Annotated in this window: 21 protein-coding genes; 11 read left to right on the top strand and 10 right to left on the bottom strand. The window is 44.6% G+C overall.

Annotation, left to right across the window (positions count from 1 at the left end):
• Nucleotides 1–2 precede the first annotated feature (2 nt).
• A complete protein-coding gene (locus ACMXYS_RS15840; protein ID WP_415897089.1) occupies nucleotides 3–2939 on the bottom strand; it encodes an EAL and GGDEF domain-containing protein in 2937 nt (978 codons plus the stop codon).
• The gene (locus ACMXYS_RS15835) at nucleotides 2932–4038 is read right to left on the bottom strand and encodes an FIST signal transduction protein (protein WP_415897088.1); all 1107 of its coding nucleotides are present in this window, start codon (nucleotides 4036–4038) and stop codon (nucleotides 2932–2934) included. The genes ACMXYS_RS15840 and ACMXYS_RS15835 overlap by 8 nt, the downstream gene beginning before the upstream one ends.
• A 406-nt stretch (nucleotides 4039–4444) precedes the next feature.
• On the opposite strand from ACMXYS_RS15835, the gene ACMXYS_RS15830 reads away from it, so the two are divergent.
• The 6 genes from ACMXYS_RS15830 (at nucleotide 4445) to ACMXYS_RS15805 (ending at nucleotide 11137) form a co-directional block, all read left to right on the top strand.
• Nucleotides 4445–5416: a GTP-binding protein gene (locus ACMXYS_RS15830; protein ID WP_415882670.1), complete on the top strand. Its 972-nt coding sequence runs from the start codon at nucleotides 4445–4447 to the stop codon at nucleotides 5414–5416.
• Nucleotides 5413–5766, top strand: a complete 354-nt coding sequence (locus tag ACMXYS_RS15825) for a hypothetical protein (protein ID WP_415882669.1) — start codon at nucleotides 5413–5415, stop codon at nucleotides 5764–5766. The genes ACMXYS_RS15830 and ACMXYS_RS15825 overlap by 4 nt, the downstream gene beginning before the upstream one ends.
• A gap of 223 nt (nucleotides 5767–5989) precedes the next feature.
• Nucleotides 5990–6946, top strand: coding sequence for a GTP-binding protein (locus tag ACMXYS_RS15820; protein WP_415882668.1), 957 nt, complete (start codon nucleotides 5990–5992; stop codon nucleotides 6944–6946).
• Entirely contained in the window at nucleotides 6930–7265 is a 336-nt protein-coding gene (locus ACMXYS_RS15815) for a hypothetical protein (protein WP_415882667.1), read from the top strand. Before ACMXYS_RS15820 ends, ACMXYS_RS15815 begins: the two co-directional genes overlap by 17 nt.
• A gap of 164 nt (nucleotides 7266–7429) precedes the next feature.
• On the top strand, nucleotides 7430–10003 hold the full coding sequence (gene clpB / locus ACMXYS_RS15810) for an ATP-dependent chaperone ClpB (protein WP_415882666.1): 2574 nt from the start codon (nucleotides 7430–7432) through the stop codon (nucleotides 10001–10003).
• 354 nt (nucleotides 10004–10357) lie between these two features.
• Nucleotides 10358–11137 carry a response regulator gene (locus ACMXYS_RS15805; RefSeq protein ID WP_415882665.1) on the top strand — a complete coding sequence of 260 codons (780 nt, stop codon included), beginning with the start codon at nucleotides 10358–10360 and terminating at the stop codon, nucleotides 11135–11137.
• 63 nt (nucleotides 11138–11200) lie between these two features.
• Here ACMXYS_RS15805 and ACMXYS_RS15800 read toward each other — a convergent pair whose 3' ends face one another.
• Nucleotides 11201–11467, bottom strand: a complete 267-nt coding sequence (locus ACMXYS_RS15800; RefSeq protein ID WP_415882664.1) for a hypothetical protein — start codon at nucleotides 11465–11467, stop codon at nucleotides 11201–11203.
• A gap of 463 nt (nucleotides 11468–11930) precedes the next feature.
• Here ACMXYS_RS15800 and ACMXYS_RS15795 point away from each other — a divergent pair, with 463 nt between their 5' ends.
• From ACMXYS_RS15795 to ACMXYS_RS15785, 3 genes are all read left to right on the top strand, one after another.
• Entirely contained in the window at nucleotides 11931–13652 is a 1722-nt protein-coding gene (locus ACMXYS_RS15795; RefSeq protein ID WP_415882663.1) for an acetolactate synthase 3 large subunit, read from the top strand.
• Between the two features lie 2 nt (nucleotides 13653–13654).
• Nucleotides 13655–14149 carry an acetolactate synthase small subunit gene (gene ilvN / locus ACMXYS_RS15790; RefSeq protein ID WP_415882661.1) on the top strand — a complete coding sequence of 165 codons (495 nt, stop codon included), beginning with the start codon at nucleotides 13655–13657 and terminating at the stop codon, nucleotides 14147–14149.
• Nucleotides 14150–14221: 72 nt separating this feature from the next.
• Nucleotides 14222–14836: a flavin reductase family protein gene (locus ACMXYS_RS15785; protein ID WP_415882660.1), complete on the top strand. Its 615-nt coding sequence runs from the start codon at nucleotides 14222–14224 to the stop codon at nucleotides 14834–14836.
• 30 nt (nucleotides 14837–14866) lie between these two features.
• Here the strand turns inward: ACMXYS_RS15785 and ACMXYS_RS15780 are convergent, their stop codons facing one another.
• The 4 genes from ACMXYS_RS15780 to bfr (ACMXYS_RS15765) form a co-directional block, all read right to left on the bottom strand.
• Nucleotides 14867–15139, bottom strand: a complete 273-nt coding sequence (locus ACMXYS_RS15780) for a hypothetical protein (protein ID WP_415882659.1) — start codon at nucleotides 15137–15139, stop codon at nucleotides 14867–14869.
• An 85-nt stretch (nucleotides 15140–15224) separates the two neighbouring features.
• A complete protein-coding gene (locus ACMXYS_RS15775; RefSeq protein ID WP_415882658.1) occupies nucleotides 15225–15509 on the bottom strand; it encodes a peptidylprolyl isomerase in 285 nt (94 codons plus the stop codon).
• A 124-nt stretch (nucleotides 15510–15633) separates the two neighbouring features.
• A complete protein-coding gene (gene bfr, locus ACMXYS_RS15770) occupies nucleotides 15634–16104 on the bottom strand; it encodes a bacterioferritin (protein WP_415882657.1) in 471 nt (156 codons plus the stop codon).
• A gap of 12 nt (nucleotides 16105–16116) precedes the next feature.
• On the bottom strand, nucleotides 16117–16581 hold the full coding sequence (gene bfr, locus ACMXYS_RS15765) for a bacterioferritin (RefSeq protein ID WP_415882656.1): 465 nt from the start codon (nucleotides 16579–16581) through the stop codon (nucleotides 16117–16119).
• A gap of 362 nt (nucleotides 16582–16943) precedes the next feature.
• On the opposite strand from bfr (ACMXYS_RS15765), the gene ACMXYS_RS15760 reads away from it, so the two are divergent.
• Complete coding sequence (locus tag ACMXYS_RS15760) at nucleotides 16944–17138, top strand: (2Fe-2S)-binding protein (protein WP_415882655.1); 195 nt, start codon at nucleotides 16944–16946, stop codon at nucleotides 17136–17138.
• On the opposite strand, the gene ACMXYS_RS15755 is transcribed toward ACMXYS_RS15760, so the two are convergent.
• Together ACMXYS_RS15755 and ACMXYS_RS15750 are read right to left on the bottom strand one after the other, a co-directional pair.
• On the bottom strand, nucleotides 17135–17965 hold the full coding sequence (locus ACMXYS_RS15755; RefSeq protein ID WP_415882654.1) for an NAD-dependent protein deacetylase: 831 nt from the start codon (nucleotides 17963–17965) through the stop codon (nucleotides 17135–17137). The two genes, ACMXYS_RS15760 and ACMXYS_RS15755, sit on opposite strands and share 4 nt — an antisense overlap.
• A 122-nt stretch (nucleotides 17966–18087) precedes the next feature.
• Nucleotides 18088–20265, bottom strand: coding sequence for a malate synthase G (locus tag ACMXYS_RS15750; protein ID WP_415897087.1), 2178 nt, complete (start codon nucleotides 20263–20265; stop codon nucleotides 18088–18090).
• A gap of 264 nt (nucleotides 20266–20529) precedes the next feature.
• Between ACMXYS_RS15750 and ACMXYS_RS15745 the strand changes: the two genes are divergently transcribed.
• The gene (locus ACMXYS_RS15745; RefSeq protein WP_415897086.1) at nucleotides 20530–21507 is read left to right on the top strand and encodes an alpha/beta hydrolase; all 978 of its coding nucleotides are present in this window, start codon (nucleotides 20530–20532) and stop codon (nucleotides 21505–21507) included.
• A gap of 30 nt (nucleotides 21508–21537) precedes the next feature.
• Here ACMXYS_RS15745 and serA read toward each other — a convergent pair whose 3' ends face one another.
• Nucleotides 21538–22770 (bottom strand): phosphoglycerate dehydrogenase, encoded by a 1233-nt coding sequence (gene serA / locus ACMXYS_RS15740; protein ID WP_415897085.1) that lies wholly within the window; start codon nucleotides 22768–22770, stop codon nucleotides 21538–21540.
• Nucleotides 22771–22802: the final 32 nt, after the last annotated feature.

The raw sequence follows: 22802 nt of genomic DNA, 5'->3' as shown, positions 1-22802 counted from the left end.
GTTTAATTCCAATGTTGGCTCAGATTAAACGCAGCTAGCCAATCAGGGATCAGATCTGCTGGCATCGGTTTAGCGATGCCATAACCTTGCGCATGGTTGCAGCCTAATGCCATCAAACAGCGGCCATGCTCAGCGCTTTCCACACCCTCGGCTATGACTCCACGATTAAAGGCTTTACCTAAGCCAATAATCCCTTCAACAATCGTTTTATCCTCATCGTCTTCCAGCATATCCATAACAAAGCTGCGATCAATTTTTACGGTATCAGCCGGAATTTTGCGAAGGTAAGTCAGAGACGAATAGCCCGTACCAAAGTCATCTAAAGCGAACTTAATACCTAACTTGTGACATTTATCGATGATGTCGCAGGCTGCGCTGACATCATTGAAAGCGGTGGTTTCTAACACTTCTAATTCAATTGCTTCAGGCGGGACCTCTGGGTATTTGGCTAATAGATCAGCCAATTGTTCAGGAAATGCTGGGTTTTGTAAGTGCTCGGCTGAAATGTTGATGCTGGTGGATAGCTCGAGCCCTGCTGCTCTCCAAACGCGTAGTTGACGAATTGCTTCATTCATCACCCACGATCCAAGTTTTGTTGCCAGATCGGAGTTTGTTATATGCGGTAGGAAGCTATCGGGCGGTAGTAAGTTCAAGGTGGGATGCTCCCAGCGGATCAGTGCTTCCATGCCGTAGACTTCGCCTGTTTGCATGTTGATCTTTGGCTGGTAAAACAGAACAAATTCTCTATTGATCAGTGCTTCGTGGATCTCATCTTGAGCTTTATGTTGGTCTTGTGTTTGCCTATCTACAGCAGGATCAAAAAAATGGTAGCGGTTACGCCCTGTTTGTTTTGCGGTATACATCGCCTGATCCGCATGACGGATCATCGTATCGGCATCGGAATTATCATCAGGGTAAAGTGTCGCGCCGATACTGGCTGATATAGATAGGTTGCGCTGCTTTATTTGGAAAGGCATCGCTAAGGTGCGATTTAAATTGGCCAGAATCCCTTGGCAGTGAGTGACATTCTTTAGCTGTGTTAGGATAACGACAAATTCATCGCCACCGAGTCGTGCAATGACCTGTTCCGGTCCTAGGGTCTCTTGCATCCGCTTCGCCGCTTCGATTAAAAGCATATCGCCAACATCATGGCCATAAGTGTCATTGATCGGTTTAAATTCATCTAAATCGATATAAGCGACGGCCATTATCTGTTTATGGTGTTTACAGTGTTGCAGAGCAGTTTGTAAACGGTCAGATAACAAAACTCTGTTGGGCAATTGAGTCAGCGCATCAAAATGAGCCATCTTCTCCAATTGATGTTGATGTTCTTTCAGCTGAGTAATATCTGAGAATATGCTGACGTAATGCGTGGTATCCCCATTTGGGCTCTTAACTGCCGCGATATTTAGTAGCTCAGCGTAGATCTCACCAGATTTGTTACGATTCCATACTTCACCACGCCAATGCCCATTTTGCCTGAGGCTTTGCCACATGGCGGCGAAAAATTCTTCACTATGGTGGCCCGATTTTAATATGTTGGGCGAGTGGCCAATGACTTCTGCAGCGCTATAACCTGTTAATTGATAGAAAGCGTTGTTTACGTCCAGAATGATCCCTTGTTCATTGGTGATCATTACGCCTTCACTAGCATGTTCAAAAACACTGGCAGCTAAACTAAGTTGTTGCTCTGTGCGTTTTCGTTCAGAGATATCGGATATAAGCGTGACAAAATGGTTGATATGACCTTCTGCACTTTCTTGTGCACTCATTGCAATCTCAGTATGTACAACCGGACCAGAATAGCTGATTAAACGGATTTCCTGTCGGACATGGTCTGAATCACCGTTAAGTAAGCTTTTGCACATCAAGCTAAAGTTGGTTTTATCATCAGGGTGAATCAGTTCTGATATAGGTGTGATTTTCAGATGTACAGGTTCATAGCCAAGCATTTCGCATAGGTAGGTGTTGGTTTGGATCCAGTTGCCTTCAGTAGTAATTAAGGCCATACCAATTAACCCGAGTTCAAAATAGCTACGGAAGATTGCTTCGCTGGTGGTTAAAGCTTGCTGTGCTTCATGTAGCTGAGTAATTTCGTGACTCACACTTAAGACGCCAATCACTTCCCCAGAAGCTGCTTTCATAGGGGTCTTGGTCGTTTCAAGCAGCGCGCGGTGACCGTCATTAGCAAAAGTTACCCACTCTTGGAAGGTGTTGGTTTTATCTATTAGCAGCGTGGCTAGGTCGTGTTTTCGGAAAGTATCAGCAAGTTCCTTATTTACAAAGTCATAATCGGTTTTACCAATGATTTTATGTTCAGGTGCACCAACGAACTCTTCAAAGCGAGGATTGCACGCTAGATATATGCCGTTTGGGTCCTTAAGCCATACTAGTTCAGGGATAGTGTTTACTAAAGAGTCGAGGAAAGAGCGTTCTTTATGTAGTTGTTTGTAGGCAAGTGCACCACCTAAAGCTACAAAAAGCTTTTCAATGATGGGTCTTAACTGTCGGAGTTCCTTTTTTGAAAAGTAACTGTTATCGCGTAATAGCCGAACATAGCCGAGTGCCCCTAAGCGAAATATTGCTGCGCTTCCCTCTGAGCAGTGATGTTCAATGAGTTGTTCGGTAGTGGCGGAGCAAAGGTCATAACAGCAGAATTCATCTTCATCCTGAAGGGATATTGAGGGATGACCAATAGGAAGGTTTGTCTCTTTAGAGCGGCTAAACGGGAAAGCATAAAAAAGGTTATATTCTTGTATTGAATGGGTAAATTTTTCCGGCAATAGCCAAATGCCAAGATAGGTTATTTCACTTTGTCGCATTAGTGCAGCAGTGAATTCTTGGCATACTTTGTCGGGGTCGAGGCTATTTCCAACAGCTAACGATAATTCATACATCCGCTGTATATCAGACCTTAAGTCTGTTGGAGTTTTACTCATAGAAACTGCATATGCCGAAAGTTTTGTTATAGAAGTTTACCGGACGATCGCCGTTACTTGCTATTTCACCTAAGGCTAATATGCCGGAGACATCTGTCCCTGGATTAATTTGGTTGACCTGCTCATAAACTGTACGAAGTTCAGCTGGGAATTGGCTATCTAGCGCAACGGTGCGAGATAAACAGTCACAAACTAAAACACTGGAGGTTAAGTCAGTAATGACTTCTTCAGCAGCTTGCCTCGCTGCTTCAATTAGATTATCTGGGGAGCCTTCGACTAGGTACATCAGTGCACCTTGAGGAATATCAGATAAAAACATTACATCGGTATTGCCGCATAACGCTATTGGATCTCGTACAACATCTTCCGAACCTGGATGCTCAACGGCAAAAGGATAACGTGGTGTCACATCTTTATAAAAGCGTTCTGGAGGAGTGTTTCTTAATTTTTCAGGCAGGGCGTGACGGTATGCAGATTCGGCATCTTCCCAATCTAGTTCGTGTAAAATGTTTCCAGTTGTTCTACTGGCGACATAGGGGCCAGAATGTCGAATCCAACCATGTTTGGCGACGCTATTACTTGGTTGGTTAATTATGGCTATTAAGGCTGTATCATTTAGGGTACCCCAAGGGCCAAAAATACAAGTGTCAGGTCTTAGTTCATGGTTTCCCGCACCTGCGCCAAAGTAACTGCAGCGTTTACTAAAACGGTTATATAACTGATTTAGTAAATTATCTATTTGGGGTGAAAGGCAATCTACTAATGTAAGGCATGTTGCACCGCTCTCTGGTATGTCACTGTATGTAGGAAGGGTTTCAATTTGGGCATCTTTTGAAGGCATCGGTATAGCTACTGGGGGACTAAGGCAGCTAACCTTTATAACTAAAGCTCCTTCATAGAGCATGCGTTTTCCATGAATAAGACCAGGAAAGACTGCTCCAAAAAAACGACAGTCAGCGTTATTGAGGGGCTGAACTAAATTATCTAAATCGTTTTGATGTTTGTCAGCGAGAAGGATTAACCAATGTTCATCAGTATTGAGGGGCTCACCACTGATAACACCGACTAACTCTTGAATATTGTTAAATCGAACGTACATCTGACACCTTACTTCGTTTTTGTATTTATATTCAGGTATTCAATAGCTCATTAATATACTGAGACGCACTATAATGCAATTCTTGGTTTAGCACGCGTGCTAGTGAGTTTCTGCACTACACTTCTTATTCTTTTACCTCTTGTTTAGACATATAGCTTAGTGAATCATTTTCGTGAGGCCGTGTATTTATTTCATTTCTTTTGGTGCGATCGTGGTATTTTTATCACATGTATATATGAGGTCGAAAGTTGAAACTTTCGTGGTTTCGGCTAAAAATTAGTTAATCTAAAGTATATCCCGACTTATCTGGATAATTGGTTTAGTTGCTAGTGTTGGTAGTTTAGTTTATTGGCTATGTAAGGAAGGCTATTGCTGAAATAGCTTTGCGGAGCACAGAGGGATTTAGATGTCTGATTACAAAGTGTTGTTTACAGGTTCGGTTTGCTCAGGAAAGACAACGGCGATTCGTTCTTTGAGTGATATCGAAACTGTTGATACTGACGCTAAGGTTAGTGATTCTGCTATACGTAGAAAACAGAAAACTACCATTGCAATGGATTATGGAATATTGGAACTAAACAGTACTTCCAAACTGCATCTTTACGGCACTCCGGGGCAAGAACGATTTAAGTTTATGTGGCAGCTGATGATGAGCGATTTAGTTCATGATGCTGAAGCGTTGATTCTTATGGTGGATAACACCCGTAATGACCCTTTTAAAGATATCCGCTTCTATGTCGAGGAGTTTCGAGACTTTATCATTCGCCGCCGTCTAATCATTGCTGTAACTCACTCTGATATAGAGCCAGATCCTGATTATGATTATTACATGACCGAATTAAAGGCCATGGGTCTATATACTTCTGTTGTCTTTATTGATGCACGAGATCCCACATCAGTTTTGAAAGTTGTAAAAGAGCTAGTGGGTAATCTAGAAAAAGACATAGATTGGAAAGGCATGAGTAAGCGCCTAGAAGTTAACAGTACTATGCCTGATTCTGACGATGATCTCGCAGCAGGTAATAAACCAGAGTCTCATGCGATTGATAATGTTTCCTTAATGGACGCTGCTATGAATACCCGCGGTATTACCGGTGCAATGCATTTGGGTGCAGATCGTAAATTGCTGAGTGCTAGTGTTAGAAACCAACAAAATAAAGAACTTCTACGTTCTATGGTGAACCTTGTTGCTGCTTTAGAGAATAAAGCAGCTTTTATGGGACGCATAGATGATCTAGTGTTGTGCGGTCCTAATCAAGAAACCTTATCCGTCTTCGTTGAAAAAGAGCAGGCCTTAGGTCTGTGTTCTGATCGAGGCTTAAGTTTGAATGTGGTTAAACAGCAAGCTTCTGATCTGTTGCAGTGGAGTCATACATGATAGAGCTACTGACGCAGGTTGATAAGCCGGGGGTGATTGAGTGCAGTATGGTGTTAAGTGGCAAAGAGGTTGTCGCGTCCAGCTTTCCGGCTGAATATAAAAATCATGCGACTATAGGAAAGCAGGCTTTTATTTATGTTTTTTCCAATGTTGCAAAAATGCGAACCAAGCATAATGAATCTCATCTAGAAATAGGTGATCGTCGTATTAGTGGATATCAATTAAAGCCAGGGTTGATTTTGGTTTGCCTATCGGCAAAAGATTCAAATATTGCGTTGGTGCGAAAACATATTCGCGAAGTGCATACTGCTTTTCTTCGAGAACAAGTGGCGAAGAAATTGGATTCCTAAAGCTTTATTCTTTTACTCCATCATGGTTTTTAGTGTTGATCCTGATCAACCGCTAACCTGATGTCGACTTTATAATAATTGTTATTTTGCGCTGCACCATAGATGCTTTATTTGCAATCTGCCCAGACTGGGCTAGTTGTATTAGTAGAGGAAATTTTTAGCTTTGGTTCAGGTAACGAGTTGTAAACTGCAGTTACCTACTGACTAGACAAGGACTGCGTGCATGCAAAACTACAAGATCCTTTTTACAGGATCGGTGTGTTCAGGAAAATCTACAGCTATTCGATCATTAAGTGATATTGAAACACTGGATACTGATGCGCGTGCCAGTGATGTTACGGTTCGCCGTAAGAAAAATACCACAATAGCTATGGATTACGGTGTACTGGATCTGCATGATCAGGCACGAGTACACCTATACGGTACTCCAGGCCAAGAGCGTTTTCGTTTTATGTGGGAGATGTTAGCGTGTGAATTTGCTCATGATGCGATTGGCATGGTGCTGCTGGTGGATAACACTCGTAAAGACCCTTTCCGCGATATCCGTTTTTACGCTAAAGAATTTAGTGATTATATTAAAAAGCGTCGTTTAATTATTGCTGTTACCCACTCTGACGTAGAGCCCAACCCACCAATTCAAGCTTATCAAGCTTGTTTGAGGGAGATGGGGTTGATGGCAACGGTTATTTTCCTCGATGCTCGGGACCCACGTGCTGTCTTAGGGGTTGTTGAAGAGTTGATTTCTGCGGTTGAACTTAATGTTCAATGGGATGAGCTATGTGAGCGTCTCTTAGGAAATAATGGTTTCTCATTAGACTTTTATAAGCCAATTTATGAAGAAACTATGTTGGATGCCGCAATGAATAAACGTGGCGTTTTAGGCGCTATGCACCTTGATGAGAATCAAGAGGTCCTCTGTTCTAATATTGACAGCTCCTCACGTAAAGCATTGCTAAAAAGTGTGAATAAACTTTCTAAGGCATTAGCCGAGAAAGCCGCTTTTATGGGAGAAGTGAGTAACATAGTTATAGCTGGCCCTGAAGTGCAAACTCTTTCGATGTTTACCGATCAGGAACAGGCGCTCTGCTTATGTTCCGATAATGATATTTCTCTTCCGGTGTTGAGACAGCAGGCCAGTGACCTTCTGCAATGGAGTAAAGAAAATGACTATCTGGCGTGAAATGAAGGAGAAAGAATTGATTCTGCAAGGGTGTTTGATGTCGTCAGGTGCAATTGTAAAATCCACATTTCCTGCTGAATATAAAAAACAATTAGCTGTTGCACGCCAAGCATTACTCTATATTTTTAAGAGCGCTGCTCAGAACAGTGAAGGTTATGATGAAGCGCATATGGAAGTTGGATATCACCACTATAGTGGTTATCAGCTGGATGCAAATACGATTCTGATTTGTTTTTGCGACTCAGATGCACGGCAGCATTATTTAAGAGAATATATAGATGAAAATAAGCAGCGCTTTTTAGATCTACTTTCTGTTTGATAACCTCCTATTTCATATAAGTTTTGTCTAATTTTTGACCGCTAAGCCCTTGAAGCGGTCCTGACTTGTCCCCATACCTCTGTTATACCGATAACTTAGTATCCATAAACAACACATCATTGTGTTGCCAGATACAGGTTCTTTTAAGGCTATATGGAGGTTGTATGCGTCCGGATAAATTTACATCCAAACTTCAAGAAGCATTAGCTGATGCTCAATCATTGGCTGTTGGGTTAGATAATAACTACATAGAACCTATTCATATTTTAAGTGCATTGATTGAACAGCAAGGAACAGTGCCGCTGCTAGAACAAGCAGGTGCAAATGTTCATGCACTAAAAAACCAAGTTGATCAGACCGTTAGGCAGTTACCTAAAGTTCAGAATCCTGATGGTGAACTGCGTTTCTCTCAAGATGTAGCGCGGGTATTTAACAAAGCCGACAAACTTGCCCAGCAAAAAGGCGATCAATATATCGCTAGTGAATTGATTCTGTTGGTCTTAGCAGAAGATAAATCCAGTGCCGGTAAATGTTTAAAAGATGCGGGCGTTATCCCGAAAAAGCTAGATCAGGTCATAAATCAAATTCGAGGAGGGGAGTCAGTGCAGGACCCCAATGCAGAAGATAATCGTCAGGCTTTGGATAAGTACTGTATTGATCTTACTGAGCGCGCAGAAGCAGGAAAGCTAGATCCTGTCATCGGTCGTGATGACGAAATTCGGCGTACTATTCAAGTATTGCAACGCCGAACTAAAAATAACCCAGTGCTTATTGGCGAGCCTGGAGTAGGTAAAACGGCGATTGTGGAAGGGCTAGCTCAACGTATTGTCAATGGTGAAGTGCCTGAAGGCTTAAAGCGTAAGCAAGTCTTATCGCTCGACATGGGCGCTCTAATTGCGGGTGCTAAATTCCGTGGAGAGTTTGAAGAGCGCTTGAAAGCGGTATTGAACGAGCTTTCCAAGCAGGAAGGACAAGTCATCCTCTTTATTGATGAGCTGCATACTATGGTGGGAGCCGGCAAAGGTGAAGGGGCAATGGATGCGGGTAATATGCTAAAGCCTGCATTAGCTCGTGGTGAACTGCATTGTGTTGGTGCGACTACCCTTGATGAATATCGCCAGTATGTTGAGAAAGATGCAGCCCTTGAGCGCCGTTTCCAGAAAGTAATCGTTGATGAGCCTGATGAGGAATCTACGATTGCGATTCTTCGTGGCTTGAAAGAACGTTACGAAGTACATCACGGTGTTGATATTACTGATTCTGCGATTATTGCTGCGGCTAAGCTCTCGCAGCGCTATATCACTGACCGTCAGTTACCGGATAAAGCCATCGATCTGATTGATGAAGCTGCATCCCGTATTCGTATGGAGATGGATTCTAAACCGGAAGATATGGATCGCCTCGAACGCCGTCTTATTCAGCTGAAAATGGAACGTGAAGCACTGAAGAAAGAGAAAGACAGTGCAGCACAACAGCGTTTGAAGGAGCTTGAAAGCACTATATCTAATGTTGAAAAAGAGTTCGCTGACTTAGATGAAGTTTGGAAGGCAGAGAAGCTCGCGCTGCAAGGTTCGCAAAAGATTAAGGAAGCGTTAGATCAAGCACGTATCGAACTTGAAAAGCACACTCGCTCTGGTGATCTGCAGAAAATGTCAGAGCTTCAGTACGGTAAAATCCCTGAGCTGGAAAAGCAGTTAGTTGCGGCGTCAGAAGCGGAAGAGCAAGGTCAGCAAGAGACTAAGCTTTTACGGAACAAAGTTTCTGAAGAAGAGGTTGCAGAGGTTGTTGCACGCTGGACAGGCATCCCTGTCAGTAAAATGTTGGAAGGTGAACGCGAGAAACTTCTTCGAATGGAGCAAGCGCTTCATGATCGGGTAGTTGGCCAAGAAGAGTCGGTTATCGCTGTCTCTAATGCTGTTCGTCGTTCTCGTGCAGGGCTAGCCGATCCTAACCGTCCAAATGGCTCCTTTCTTTTCTTAGGCCCTACGGGTGTAGGTAAGACTGAGTTGTGTAAAGCACTCGCTAGCTTTCTGTTTGATACAGAGGAAGCGATGGTGCGTATCGATATGTCGGAATTTATGGAGAAGCACTCAGTCGCACGATTGATCGGTGCGCCTCCAGGCTATGTCGGTTATGAAGAGGGTGGTTACCTCACCGAAGCTGTGCGACGTAAACCTTATTCTGTACTGCTGCTAGATGAGGTGGAGAAGGCGCATCCTGATGTCTTCAATATCTTGCTGCAGGTATTGGAGGATGGACGTCTGACCGATGGCCAAGGCCGAACCGTTGATTTCAGAAACACCATCGTGGTGATGACATCGAACTTAGGCTCTGATCTGATTCAAAACTTTAGTGATGATGACGATTACCAGTTGATGCAGAAGGCTGTAATGGAAGCGGTAGGCACCCATTTCCGTCCAGAAGTGATCAACCGTATTGATGAAGTGGTGGTTTTCCATAGTCTTAAAAAAGATCAGGTGGCCGGTATTGCCAAGATCCAACTGCAACGTCTACAGAGCCGTTTAGCAGAGCGCGATCTGAGCTTGACGTTAACCTCAACAGCGATGGATAAGCTGGTGGATGTAGGCTTTGAGCCTATCTATGGTGCTAGACCTCTGAAGCGAGCGATCCAGCAGTGGATTGAAAACCCATTAGCGCAGGAGATACTCTCTGGCCGTTATGCGCCGGGTACAGAGATTGCTGTTGATGTTGAGCAAGGCGAATTTGTATTTCGCTAAGCTTGTTATAGACAGCTAAATATAAAAAGCCAGTGCCCCTAGTTCACTGGCTTTTTATTGGTTTTTGGGGTTAAGGAAATTACTTTGAAATTCAGTAAGTTATTGGGTTACTCTTGATGCCTCAAAAAATGAAGTGAGCATCAAGAAAGCTGTTTCTACCGTTAGTTATACCGGTAATTAGCGTAGAGAGTATGCGGTGAAAATGAGCATTTGAGTGCTGTCACTGTTGAAATTATTCATTTAAATTCTCGGATTGATCATCTATTCTGGATAAGAGGTCGAGCAAAAGTTTCAGTTGTTTGGCTATAACTACAATTATTTTTGACGAGTGTTGTTAAGTACTAGAGGGCTAGAATGAGTCAAATCAAAGTGCTGATTGTTGATGATGCGCGTTTTATTCGTGATCATGTTTCGCGCATTGTGAAAGAGCATTTTCCTGATTATCAGATCGATGCAGCGGAAGACGGTGATGACGGCCGTTCGAAAATGGAAGCGACCAATTACGATCTAATCTTGTGTGATTGGGAGATGCCAGGCATGTCTGGTTTAGACCTTTTAAACTGGGCTAGGCAGCAGCCACACTACGGTGATATCCCTTTTATCATGGTAACCAGCCGCGGTGAACGTGATTACGTTCTAAAGGCGATTCAGGCGGGTGTTAATGATTACATGGGGAAGCCTTTCGAAGACTTACAGCTCGTTGAAAAAGTTAAGAAATATATCGGTAAGCGTATCGAATCTAGTGCTGCATCACGCCGTAAAGCGGCACAAATGTTAGCGACCGGTAAAAGTGCTGCAGCGCCAAAAGCGGCGAAGAAGCCAAAAGGCTTGGCTCAGTTACGAATCTCTTCAGGCGTACTTCGTTGTGCAATCAAAGATATCACTCTTCAACAAGTTAAGATCATGGTTAAGCGCGAAGAGGGTATTCCTAGTCTACTTGAGCAAGTGGTAGTGGATATTGAGCAAGTAAAAGGCGGCAAGGTTGCGCAGATGAATGGTTATATCAGTAGCCTATCTGCAAATGAGAAAAGCATTGATACTACTTTCATCGGTGTCGATGTTCAGTTTATGGATAATGACCCTGAAAAACTGGAAGTGTTAACGGGTTATATCTCTAGTCTCGGGAAAAAATAACTTATTGTTATTTAAAATAAAAAAGGCTGCTAAGTGCAGCCTTTTTTATTGCAGGAGTATCGCTTAATACAGAGCTTGCTCGTCCTTAATTACATCGATCAGAACTTCCAAAAACAGTCGATCTGCTTCGCTATGCTCTAGCGGAATCTTGATATTAGTCGTCGCAGAAAGCTTGTCAGCAATTACTTGAGCGGCGTTTTCATCATTCAAGTGCTCACGTGCAATCTCTAAGGCTTTTTCACTGATATCCGGTTCTACTAGCACTTTACGGATAAAAGACATCAATTCGTTGATTACACGCTCTTTGTTTTTAATCTCAGCGATACTCATAGGGATCTCCTGTAAACGTACATTCAGAGCCGATGAAGGGTAGTGTAAAGGCTCTGTTCTGAGTTCTGCATAGCAAAACTATAACCCGATACTGAATTTGAGCATAGTATTTGGCGTGAATCGCCCGTTATTCCGCAGGTGCGGCATGAATTTAGTTGAAAAAATAAGCACCTATGTGAGATAATTTTCGCCTCGAATTTTGAGGCCTTGAGTGTGTAGGACAACCCGAAGCTCAGGGAGACAGCTTTCTGAGGGCCGTTTCTCAAAGGTCTGTCGGTTGGGCGATCCCCAGCACCGGCACACACCCGAACGTGAACCTGCAGCTCTACCCCTGGAATGGTTCAGAGTGAGATCGCTAGAGATTCAAAAATATTGTCTGGTACAGGCACGTTCAACGTTACAGAAACAAAAACTGTTAATTTCGTCAGTAACGAGACACTGACGTCGTTAGAGGGTGAGAAAAGTGGAATTACTTTCAGGCGCAGAGATGACAATTCGCGCGCTTCGTGATCAAGGCGTTAAATACATCTACGGTTATCCAGGTGGTGCATTGCTGCACATCTACGATGCAATTTTCACGCAGGACGAAGTCGAACATATTTTGGTCCGTCACGAACAGGCAGCTACACACATGGCCGATGCTTACGCACGAGCTACCGGTAAAGCGGGTGTGGCACTAGTTACGTCTGGTCCAGGTGCAACCAATGCAGTAACGGGTATTGCTACTGCATACACAGATTCTATTCCAATGGTGGTTATTACGGGTCAGGTTATGTCACACCTGATCGGTGAAGATGCTTTCCAGGAAACCGACATGATCGGTATTTCTCGTCCGGTAGTTAAGCACAGTTTCAGCGTGCAGCGTCCGGAAGAAATCCCTGAAATTATTAAGAAAGCATTCCACATCGCTGAAAGTGGTCGTCCAGGTCCGGTTGTAGTCGATATCCCTAAAGATATGACTACGCCTACAGAGCGTTACGAATACGAATATCCTAAGAGCGTTAAAATGCGTTCTTACAATCCGATCGCTAAAGGTCACACAGGTCAGATCAAAAAAGCAGTAGATATGCTTTTGGCTGCCAAACGTCCAGTTATCTATACAGGTGGCGGTGTAATCTTAGGTGATGCGAGCGCTGAGCTTATTGCACTCGCTCAAGAGCTTGGCTACCCAGTAACTAATACACTGATGGGCTTGGGTGGTTACCCAGGTACGGATAAGCAGTTTATCGGTATGTTGGGTATGCACGGTAGCTATGAAGCAAACATGGCGATGCATCACAGCGACATGATTTTGGCTGTAGGCGCACGTTTTGATGACCGTGTAACTAACGGTACAGATAAGTTCTGTCCAACAGCTAAGATCGTTCATATTGATATTGATCCAGCTTCGATCTCTAAAACGATCAAAGCGGATGTGCCAATTGTAGGTCCTGCTCAGGCTGTTCTTAAAGAGATGTTAGAGCAAGTTAAAGCAGCTAAGAAAGCACCTTGTGCTGATAGTCTGCAAGCTTGGTGGGAGCAGATCGATGAATGGCGTGCACGTCACGGTGGTCGCTACCGCACAGATGATTCTGAGCTAATGAAGCCTCAGCAAGTTATCGAGATGCTTAGCAAAGTGACTAATGGCGATGCTTACGTTTGTTCTGACGTAGGCCAGCACCAGATGTTCGCTGCGCAGTACTACAAGTTTAACAAGCCAAATCGTTGGATTAACTCTGGCGGTCTAGGCACCATGGGCTTCGGTCTTCCGGCTGCTATGGGCGTTAAGCTGAACTTCCCTGATGAAGAAGTCGTATGCGTAACAGGTGAAGGTAGTATCCAGATGAACATTCAGGAGCTATCTACCATTAGCCAGTACGATATTCCGGTTAAGGTTATCTGCTTGAACAACCAGTCTTTGGGCATGGTTCGTCAGTGGCAGGATATGAACTACGAATCTCGTCACTCTCAGTCTTACATGAAGTCCCTTCCTGACTTCATCAAGCTGGTTGAGTCTTACGGTCATGTAGGTATCCGCGTTGAGCGTCTTGAAGACCTTGAAGGTGCTATGCGTGAAGCCTTTGCAATGAAAGATCGTATGGTATTCATGGATATCGCAGTTGATCCGTTTGAACACGTATACCCAATGCAGGTACCTCGTGGTTCTATGCGTGACATGTGGCTGAGCAAAACGGAGAGAACATAATCATGCGTCATATCATTTCTGTATTGATGGAAAACGAGCCAGGTGCTCTGTCTCGTGTTGTTGGTTTGTTCTCTCAGCGTAACTTTAACATTGAGTCTTTGACCGTTGCGCCAACTGAAGATGAGACATTGTCTCGTCTAACAGTGACTACGCTAGGTGATGACCGTGTTGTTGAGCAGATCACTAAACAGCTAAACAAGCTTATTGATGTTGTTAAGGTTGTTGACCTAACTGAAGGTGAACACCTTGAGCGCGAACTGATGATGATTAAGATGAAGGCGAACAATGGTACTGTTCGTGCTGAAATCAAACGTACTGCGGACATCTTCCGCGGCACTATCATCGATGTTACGCCGAACACTTTCACCGTTCAGTTGGTGGGTGCAAGCAGTAAGCTGGATGCCTTTATTGAAGCACTAGGTACTTCTAACATTATGGAAGTTGTACGTTCGGGTGTTTCTGGTATTGCACGTGGTGAGAAAGTTCTAACTTTGTAATTACTTAAGTTAGTCTGATTACTAAAGCCGCTTCTGGTAACAGAAAGCGGCTTTTTTATTGCAGGTAAGGATATGCTTTTAGAATTAGAGAATATGGAAAAGTCAGATGTTTATCATGCGCTGACGCAAGTTGTGGTACCTCGTCCTGTGGCTTGGGTGCTCTCTTCTAATCAACGAGGTGCACTCAATCTCGCGCCGTTTTCGTACTTTTCAGCGGTGTGCAGTGATCCACCATTGATTATGCTATCTATAGGTTCAAAGCCTGATGGCTCACCAAAAGATACCTATGCAAATATTGCAGATACCGAAAAATTCGTAATTCATATCGCAAGTTCTGATCTCGCGACCAAGGTGACCCATAGTTCCGTGACGTTGCCTAGGGGAGAATCGGAAATTGAGTTATGTGATCTGGAAACAGTCGATGTTGAAGGTTTTGAGTTGCCTAGAATCCTAGGTCCCAAGATCGCGATGTCTTGTTCTCTGTATCAGCAGCAGGATATTGGTAATGCTCCGCAACGACTCGTCTTTGGTCGTATAGAGAAAATATGGTTGGATGACGCGGTGGTCGAAATGGATCAACAGGGCCGACCTAAAATTGATGCATCGTTAGTCGATCCACTGGCACGCCTGGGTGGTTCCGATTACCAAACCTTCGGCGACGTGGTGACTGTGCCTAGACCAGCGTAAAGCAGAAATCTGAAGTTTTATTTCAGAGCCTCAGGCTGCAAAAGATTGTTTGAGATCAGCAATCTTTTGCACCGATATATCGACATCTACATGTAACATTCGGTCCGATGCTCGGCGTTGATAGGTGGACGACTGCTCACGTCTACGGCGATCGACACCATTAAAGTGAGTTGAGCGGTGCTGTTCAATCCACTCTTCGGCATGCGTCAGGGTCGGTAGGTAAGGGCTAAGTTTGCCAGTGCCTTTTTCATACCAGTAATAAACAAATTGGTAATCACGAAAGTCTTTAATCAGTTTAGGCATGGCGCTTAGGGTCAGTAGTAGATAAAAACTTAATCATACTGACTGAACCTTAACAAAGTCTTACGTGTTGGGAATTAACTCTAGTTTATTTGCGGTAAATGGTTTCGATAAGGTGCCAGCCAAATTTGGTCTTAATCGGACCATGCACCTCATGCAGTGACTTTTTGAATACGACATCATCGAATGGTTTCACCATATCGCCGCGACGAAATTCGCCCAGATCACCACCTTGGCGTTTGCCCGATGGGCAGAGGGAGTATTTTTTAGCGAGCTTTCCAAAGTCATTGCCTAACTTTAGGCGCATTTTTAGCCTTTCCGCTTGGTCGCGGGTTTTAACCAATATGTGTCGGGCGCAAGCGCGGTTAGCCATGTTCTGCTCTCCTAAAAGTTATGGGTTAATTTTATCGCAAAAAGGCAGGGGCTGCAGGTTCATGGTAGGAAAAGAAAAGGCGCTGATAAACAGCGCCTTTGCATGATCTTAGTGGATAAGCTTATTAGCCCATCTGAGACTGGAGATAGTTTGGCAGACCGATTTTTTTGATCAAACCTAACTGTTTCTCCAACCAGTACGCATGATCTTCCTCGGTGTCTTCCAGAAGCTTCTCTAGGATTTCACGGCTGACATAGTCTTGCTCTTCTTCACAGACTTTAATCGCGTCCTTAAGCTTTTTATCTACTTCATATTCAACACGAAGATCTGACTCAAGCATTGAAGGAACGTCAGTGCCGACTTTAAAACCATCACGGGTGGTCATATCTGGCGTACCTTCCAAGAACAGCATACGCTCAATCAATGCAGCTGCGTGGCCTTTCTCATCATCAAACTCATGATCGATACGCTCGTACAGCTTATGTAAGCCCCAATCATCGTACATACGGGAGTGGATGAAGTATTGATCCATTGCTGCTAGTTCCATCGCTAACAGGCCGTTTAGTGCGTCAATGACTCTTTGATTACCTTTCATTGTCTTCTCCCGTTAAATCTGAGATTGCAGGTAGTTTTCGATACCTGCATTCCTGATTAGGTATTGCTGAGTTTCGATCCAGTCTACGTGCTCTTCTTCGTATTCTAGGATATCTTCCAGCAGATCGCGGCTGACGTAGTCTTGCGCCGTTTCGCAGTAAGCGATCGCTCCACGCAAAATTGTCAGTTGCTCCAATTGGAAATCCATATCACATTGCAGCATCTCTTCAGTATGCTCGCCGATGCGTAGTCGACCTAACTGTTGTAGGTTAGGTAGTCCTTCCAAAAACAGAATGCGCTCGATTAGATCGTCTGCCTGTTTCATATCTTTGATGGACTTTTTATAAGCTTTCCCGTTTAGCTCATCTAGGCCCCAGTTCTTGTACATACGTGCGTGAAGAAAGAACTGGTTGATTGAAGTGAGCTCACTTGTCAGAACCTTGTTCAGGTGACTAATGACTTGTTTGTCGCCTTGCATGGGGGATCTCCTTTAGTAATAACCGCCCAGCTATGTGTGGGTTAGCAATTTCAAAGTGATCAAGAGTCTAGTTTATAAAATGACTTAAATCAAAAAAAATCCTTATAAAACAATAGGTTGCAAAGATTAATGCGTTAGATTCTCATTGCGATTCTGTATAATAAATAACCAGTTTTTTATTGTGTGATTTTGGAAAATAAATTTAATAAGTAAATCAATTAGTTGGCGAGTTATGAAGAGCATTCAATAATTGCAGTTCAATGAGAATAATTTTCAACAAGATTCTCGTTAAATGTATTGAAAGTTGCTTATTTGATAATTATTATCATTACCCGATTTAATTGAGATTGGTTATTGTTTCAATGTTCGTTTGTATTTGTGAAAATATTACCTGTAGTGATGTTCGTGATGCCGTAGATCAAGGCGCGCGAAGCGTACGTGATCTAAACAAAGAGCTTGCCGTTGGTAGCCAGTGCGGTAAGTGTGTGTGCATGGCACGTAAGGTAATGAAAGAACATCTAGACGACATGGATTTTGATCTAGCCGTCCCTGCTTAATCTTCTTGTTTTAGTATCTCTACCGCTTCGCTCAGCGTCTCTGAAATCGGAGCGTCCAGCTTTAGATCCAGAAGTGGATCTGCCCTCGTTACCCCAATCGTTAAAGAACAGATCGGTTTTCCCCACTCATGGGCACGTTTGCAGAAACGATAGCCTGAATAGACCATCAGAGAACTACCAATACTCAGTAAACCATCGGCATCTTCTAGTGCATCCAAGGCACTAAACACACGTTCTTTCGGGACGTTATCACCAAAATAGACAACATCTGGTTTTAAAATTCCTCCGCATGCTTGGCATTCAGGTATAGAAAAATTTTCAAATAGATGTGTTTCTAGATCGGCATCACCATCGGGGCGAAGGGGAGCTTCAGGGATCTCGAAATGGGGATTGATCGCTTCTGTATGCTTGTGGATATCTTTGCGATCGTAATTCTGTGCACAACTCATGCAGCTGACTCGATCAGACCGACCATGAAGATCGATAACGGCTTGGCTGCCGGACTTCTGGTGTAAACGGTCGACATTCTGTGTGATCAGTAAGCGAATAAATCCCATTGTTTCTAGCTCAGAGAGTGCTGTGTGAGCCGCGCTCGGCTCGGCATCCCTAATGGCAGGCCAACCGATCAAACTACGTGCCCAGTAGCGCTGACGGGCGTAGTGGCTCTCCATGTACTCTTTATGCTGGGTTGGGGCAGAGTGCTGCCAGTTACCTTTAGCATCTCGGTACGCGGGAATGCCTGAATCTGTACTTACGCCAGCCCCTGTCAGGACAACAAGGTTGGGATGAGAGCGAATGAATTCGGCAAGTTGGAGAGCTTCTGACATAGGTTATTCACAAAGGCTAAGAATGCTATCAGTGTAACCTATTTTAAGGAGGGCCGACCTAAACAAAAAAGCCGCGCTTTTCAGCACGGCTTTTTAGTTTTAAAGCTATTTAATTTGGCTGATTATGCGCCAAATTTAGCCTTTGCTTCGATACGGCGACGGTGCAGAACTGGCTCAGTGTAACCGTTTGGCTGTACGCAGCCTTCGATTACTAGTTCGCACGCTGCTGCGAACGCAACGCTGTCTTCGAAGTTACCAGCCATTGGGCGGTATAGAGGATCGTTTTCGTTCTGGCGATCTACTACAGCAGCCATACGCTTAAGCGTTTCCATTACCTGCTCTTCAGAACAGATGCCGTGGCGCAACCAGTTAGCAATGTGCTGGCTAGAGATACGTAGTGTTGCACGGTCTTCCATTAGGCCAACATCGTTGATGTCAGGCACTTTAGAACAACCAACACCTTGGTCGATCCAGCGAACAACGTAACCTAGGATGCCCTGTGCGTTGTTGTCTAGCTCTTCTTGGATCTCTTCAGCAGTCCAGCTTGGGTTAGCTTCAACTGGTACAGTTAGGATGTCGTCTAGGTTCGCGCGATCGCGTACTTTCAACTCGTCCTGACGTGCGAATACGTCTACCTGGTGGTAGTGAGTCGCGTGAAGAACAGCGGCTGTTGGAGATGGAACCCATGCAGTGTTAGCACCAGACATTGGGTGGCCGATCTTAGCTTCAAGCATGTTAGCCATCTGATCAGGGATTGGCCACATACCTTTACCGATCTGAGCGCGACCCTGTAGGCCACATAGAAGACCGTTGTCTACGTTCCAGTTCTCGTAAGCACCGATCCATGCAGCAGCTTTCATGTCGCCTTTGCGGATCATTGGGCCAGCTTCCATAGATGTATGGATCTCGTCACCTGTACGGTCTAGGAAACCTGTGTTGATGAATACAACACGCTCTTTAGCAGCGCGGATACACTCTTTCAGGTTAACAGTTGTACGGCGCTCTTCATCCATGATGCCCATCTTCATAGTGAAGCGTTCTAGGCCAAGCATGTCTTCGATACGAGCGAATAGTTCGTTAGCGAAAGAAACTTCTTCTGGACCGTGCATCTTAGGTTTTACGATGTATGTAGAACCTGTAGTTGTGTTGCTGAACTTACCTTTACCCTGCATATCGTGCATAGAGATAAGCGTAGTTACAACACCGTCCATGATGCCTTCAGGAACTTCGTTGCCATCTTTGTCTAGTACAGCTTCGTTAGTCATTAGGTGACCAACGTTACGTACGAACATCAAGCTACGGCCTTTAAGCGCAAGGTTAGAACCGTCTAGTGCAGTGAATTCACGGTCAGCGTTGATAGAGCGAGTGAAAGTTTTTCCACCTTTGCTAACTTCTTCTGTTAGGTCGCCTTTCATCAGACCCAACCAGTTGCGGTAGATAACAACTTTATCGTCGCCGTCTACTGCTGCTACAGAGTCTTCACAGTCCATGATCGCTGTTAGAGCAGCTTCCATCACGATATCTTTGATGCCTGCAGCATCATCTTTACCGATCTGGCTTTCACGGTCGATCTGTACTTCGAAGTGCAGACCGTTGTTTTTGAATAGGATAGAAGTCGGAGCAGCTGTTTCACCAGTGTAACCGATCAACTTTTCTGCTTGTGCTAGCGTAGTTTCGCTGCCATCGCGCATTACAACAACAAGTTTGTTGTCTTGGATGCTGTAGCCTGCAGAATCTTTGTGAGAACCTGCCGCTAGTGGAGCCGCTGTGTCTAGGAAAGTACGTGCAGCTTCGATAACTTTAGCGCCACGAGCTGGATTGTAAGAAGCAGACTTCTCAGCGCCGCCTTCTTCAGATACTGCGTCAGTACCGTAAAGCGCGTCGTATAGGCTGCCCCAACGTGCGTTAGCTGCGTTAAGTGCGAAACGAGCATTCATTACAGGTACTACTAGCTGAGGACCAGCCATTGTCGCCATTTCTGGGTCAACGTTTGAAGTAGTCGCTTCGAAATCTTCGCCTTCTGGCAATAGGTAACCGATCTCAGATAGGAAGCCTTTGTATGCTTCTAGATCGAAAGCCTGACCTTGACGCTCACGGTGCCATGCATCGATCTGCTCTTGGATAGCATCACGCTTAGCTAGTAGGTCACGGTTCTTTGGCGCCAGGTCGTGAACGATGGCATCAAAGCCAGCCCAGAACTGTTCGCTAGTTACGCCAGTGCCTGGCAGTGCTTCGTTGTTAACGAAATCGTATAGAGCCTGTGCAACCTGAAGACCGCCACTCTGTACTCTTTGACTCATAATGAATTGCCCCAGTAAATATTCTGCCAGCTCCGGTGCGAGGCTACCGGTAGCTGAGTGAATGATCGCTGTCGATTAATTTGCAGCTAAATTTGTGCATCGCACAGTAGCGCAATGGTGTCTTATTGTCGCCTAAGTCGACCCAAAAGTATGATAAATGGGCCTTATATTCGGTATAAATTGAGCGAATGGCTGTGGTTTTAGCTAAGGTTAAGTAAGAAATGATCACCTAAGTTGTGTGGCTAAGTCCCTAAGGTGGTGTTTATGGCTCTATTTGATCGTGATCTCCTTGTGAAAGGGCTAATGCCTTATATTGAAACGGGTTTTGGAATTCCCAGCGAAAGTGTTCGCACGTATTTAGCTTGTTATGGCTTGTTAGATATCGCCGAAAAATCCAATTATCGAATTGGTCGTATAGCGCTTGATGAGATCGCAGTGACGCTGCAGTCTTTCTCTGTTTTAGATCGATGCAGTAACCGCGGAACAGTTGTGTTGGTGCATGGCTATATGGACCATGTCGGGTTATATCAACACCTGATTGATGACCTATTGAAAAGCGGGTTTGATCTGCTTTGTTACGACTTGAGCGGTCATGGTTTATCCGATGGCGATCCGTTGGCAGTGGATGATTTTCAACACTATGCGACTCAACTTGCGGAGCTATTGGCGAGTTTGGATCAGGAGCTATCTTACCCCATTCATTTAGTTGGCCAGAGCACTGGTGGTGCGGTGGTGATGGCGCATCAGCTCCTGTTTACCGATCAAACCATGCCTTCTTTGGGTGAACGAGTGCTGTTAGCGCCCTTAGTAAGGCCAAGCCTGTGGCGCAGCATACAACGAAAATTTCTCTGGCTGAAATACGTATTACGGCGTGTGCCGAGACGTTATAGCCAAAACTCTCATGACGATGACTTTATTCGCTTTCTACGAGAAGGGGATTGTTTGCAACACCGCGAAATCCCTGTGAGTTGGGTGGGTGCTATGTTGGCGTGGGGGGATTGGATCGAAGCGCATCTGCCTGTGTCGGGGCGCATCCACATGATTCAAGGAACCCTCGATAGCACGGTTGATTGGCAGCACAATATGGCAGTGTTGGGCAGGCTTTATCCTGAGATGGAATTAACGTTGATTGATGAGGCTAAACATCATCTGGTGAATGAAACACCGCAATACCGAGATCAGGTATTTAATCAGATTGAATCGATATTTAAACGCTGGGAAAACGAAAACGGGCAGCCCTGAGGCTACCCGTTTTGATCAAATCAGATCAACTTAGAACAAACGACGGCAACGGATTGTGCCTTCGATCTGCTTCAAGTTTTCTAGTGCTACCGCTGAGCAATCTGCATCAACGTCTACCACTACATAACCAACTTTCTCGTTAGTCTGTAGGTACTGACCGCTGATGTTAACGCTGTTTTCAGAGAATACAGTGTTGATCGCAGACATAATGCCCGGCACGTTGTTGTGTACGTGAAGTAGACGGTGAACGTGTGGGTGCTCTGGTAGAGCAACTTCTGGGAAGTTAACAGACGTGATAGAAGAGCCGTTATCACTGTACTTGATCAACTTCTCTGCTACTTCGTAACCGATGTTTTCCTGAGCTTCCATCGTAGAACCGCCTACGTGTGGAGTTAGGATTACATTGTCATACTCACGTAGTGGCGAGATAAACTCATCATTGTTAGTGCGTGGTTCAACAGGGAATACGTCGATAGCCGCGCCTAGTAGGCGACCAGAATCTAGTGCTTTACATAGGTCATCGATTACAACAACCGTACCGCGAGCAGCGTTAAGGAAGATAGAACCCTGTTTCATCTCAGCAAACTGAGCTTCGCCCATCATATCTTTCGTTGCTGGCGTTTCTGGTACGTGTAGAGAAACGATATCACTCATGTTTAGCAGCTCCTTCATAGAGCCAACCTGAGTCGCGTTACCTAGTGGTAGCTTAGTCACTACATCGTAGAAGAACACTTGCATGCCCATCGCTTCAGCAATAACACTTAGCTGGGAGCCGATGCTGCCGTAACCTACGATACCTAGCTTTTTACCACGGATTTCGTAAGAATTTTTAGCAGATTTCTGCCACTCACCACGGTGAGCTTTAGCATTCTTCTCTGCAACACCACGAAGCAGAAGAATTGCTTCAGCGATCACTAGCTCTGCAACAGAACGAGTGTTAGAGAATGGAGCATTAAATACTGCGACACCACGCATCGTTGCGGCTTCCAGGTTTACCTGGTTAGTACCGATACAGAAGCAACCAACAGCTACTAGCTTTTCAGCAGCTTCAAATACTTCTTCAGTTAGCTGAGTACGGGAACGGATACCGATGAAGTGAACGTCCTTAACACGCTCAATCAACTCTTCTTCTGGTAGGGAACCAGTTAAGAATTCGATGTTGGTGTAACCATTCTGATTAAAAGTGTCCACCGCAGATTGGTGTACGCCTTCCAGAAGCAAAATTTTGATTTTGCTTTTATCGAGAGAGGTTGTTTGGCTCATGGTGTGCAGCTCTTTAATTTGCGTGGCTTTTC

Origin of the sequence: Neptuniibacter sp. QD57_21 (assembly GCF_047778075.1) — a bacterium.
Lineage (GTDB): Bacteria > Pseudomonadota > Gammaproteobacteria > Pseudomonadales > Balneatricaceae > Neptuniibacter.
Note: the sequence above shows the minus strand (reverse complement) of the source record. Positions and strands in the feature narration are given on the sequence as shown.